The sequence below is a fragment of the Streptomyces sparsus genome, from assembly GCF_054776295.1.
This window is the reverse complement of the sequence record NZ_BAAHCA010000913.1, coordinates 1-1,954: the sequence shown is the minus strand read 5'-3', so window position 1 is coordinate 1,954 and position 1,954 is coordinate 1. Positions and strand designations below refer to the sequence as shown.

The 1,954-nt window shown below is 71.6% G+C and carries 3 protein-coding genes; 1 reads left to right on the top strand and 2 read right to left on the bottom strand.

All coding sequences use genetic code 11. From position 1 onward, the window contains the following. Positions 1 to 54: 54 nt before the first annotated feature. Complete coding sequence (ddaH, locus tag ACYVE9_RS24860) at positions 55 to 837, bottom strand: dimethylargininase (protein WP_461030141.1); 783 nt, start codon at positions 835 to 837, stop codon at positions 55 to 57. A gap of 122 nt (positions 838 to 959) precedes the next feature. Beyond that, complete coding sequence (locus ACYVE9_RS24855; RefSeq protein ID WP_461030140.1) at positions 960 to 1,133, bottom strand: DUF6243 family protein; 174 nt, start codon at positions 1,131 to 1,133, stop codon at positions 960 to 962. Positions 1,134 to 1,301: 168 nt separating this feature from the next. On the opposite strand from ACYVE9_RS24855, the gene ACYVE9_RS24850 reads away from it, so the two are divergent. Beyond that, positions 1,302 to 1,904: a TetR/AcrR family transcriptional regulator gene (locus ACYVE9_RS24850; protein WP_461030139.1), complete on the top strand. Its 603-nt coding sequence runs from the start codon at positions 1,302 to 1,304 to the stop codon at positions 1,902 to 1,904. Positions 1,905 to 1,954 lie beyond the last annotated feature (50 nt).

Genomic DNA, 1,954 nt, shown 5'->3' with positions numbered 1-1,954 from the left:
CTCCCGCCGGCCCGGCCCACCGGAGGGGCCGAGCCGGCGGGCAGCGCTGCCGGGTCAGCGCAGTTCGGCGGTGCAGCACTTGACGCTGCCGCCGCCCTTGAGCAGTTCCGTCAGGTCGACGGGGACCGGTTCGTAACCGCGGTCCCGCAGTGGTGGGAAGAGACCGGCCGCCGCCTGCGGCAGCAGGACGTGGTGCCCGTCGCTGACCGCGTTCAGCCCCAGGGCCAGCGCGTCCGGCTCCTCGGCGATCAGCGCGTCCGGGAACAGCCGGGAGAGCACCGCGCGGCTGCCGGGGGAGAAGGCCGCCGGGTAGTACATGACCTCGCTGTCGGTGGTGTCGTCCAGCACGCACAGCGCGGTGTCCAGGTGGTAGTAGCGCGGGTCCACCAGGTCGAGACCGATCACCGGGCGGCCGAAGAACTCCTGGGCCTCGGCGTGCGAGAGCGGACTGCTGCGGAACCCGCGGCCGGCCAGCAGCCACGAGGCGGTGACGGCGAAGTCGCCCTCGCCCTCGTTGATGTGCACCGGTTCGTGCGGCTCGGGGTACCCGTGGGTGCGGTACCACTCCCGGTGGACGGCGGCCTCGCCCTCGCGTTCCGGATGGGCGAACCGGGCGCCCAGCACCTTCCCGTCGACGACGGTCGCGCCGTTCGCGGCATAGACCAGGTCGGGCAGGCCGGGCCGCGGGACCAGTTCCTCGACGGTGTGGCCGAGCGCCCGGTAGCGGTCGCGCAGGTCCTCCCACTGCGCCGTCGCGAGCGGCAGGTCGACCGGTTTGCCGGGATCCATCCAGGGGTTGATGGAGTACGTCACGCGGAAGTGCGCCGGTGGGCACATCAGAAAGCGTCGAGAGGTGTACAAGAAGGGCTCCTCACGGGGTCGCCGTGCACCGTCGTGTGCACATCGTCCTCCGTGAGGAGCCGGTTGGCAGTGATCCGTACGGGTGGTTCGGTGGGCGCTCAGCTGCGCGACTCGCGGAGTTTGCGCAGGAGTTCCCGTTTCTGGGCCGCGACGTCCCCGCCCTGCCCCGGGCCCCCGGTCCTGCTGCCGCGTTCGCCGTGCATGGCCCCCCGGGAGACGTGCGCCCGGGTGCCGCCGACGCCCAGCATGTTTCCGGCTCGTCCCTTGCCCATGGTGGTCCTCCTCGATCCGCGGCGTTCTCGGCCGCTTGCCGGATGCGGTGGCAGCCCGCTTCGGCGTCCCGGAGGGGACCGGGGAGGGCTGCCTGACACCAGATTGAGGCGAGACGTATCGTCTTGTCAAGACGGTTCGTATCGTCTCTGCTGCGTTACGCTGCTGCCATGACGGCTTCCAAGGCGCCCGACGCCTCCCGACGCAGTGCCCGCTCCCGTGACGCGATCCTGGCGGCCAGCATGGAACTGGTCGGTGAGGTCGGCTACAACAAACTGACCATCGAGGCCATCGCAGCCCGGGCCGGAGTGGGCAAGCAGACCATCTACCGCTGGTGGCCGTCCAAGGCGGCGGTGCTGCTCGACGCCTTCACCGCGGTGGTCGACGATCCCGGCTACCAGAACGGCCTTCCCGACACCGGCGACCTGGCCGCCGACCTCAAGGGTGTACTGCGGGCGACCGTCGACGAGTTCAATGACGAACGCTTCGAGGCCCCCTACCGGGCGCTCGCCGTGGCCGGCGCGGCGGACGCGGAGCTGGCCCGCGAGTTCGTGCAGCGCCTCACCGAGCCGGGGCTCGCCGTCTACACCGACCGGCTGCGCTCCGCACAACGGGCGGGGGAGATCTCCGCCGACATCGACGTCCGGGTCGCCGTGGACATGATCCTGAGTCCGATCTCACAGCGGTGGCTCATGCGTTCGGGAGACCTCACCCACGAGTTCGCCGACACGCTGGTCGACCTGGTCCTCAACGGGCTGCGCCCCCGCGGCTGACGGCGGCCGACGCGTTCCGGGCCGACGGGACGGCCCGCCCGCGGGCCGCC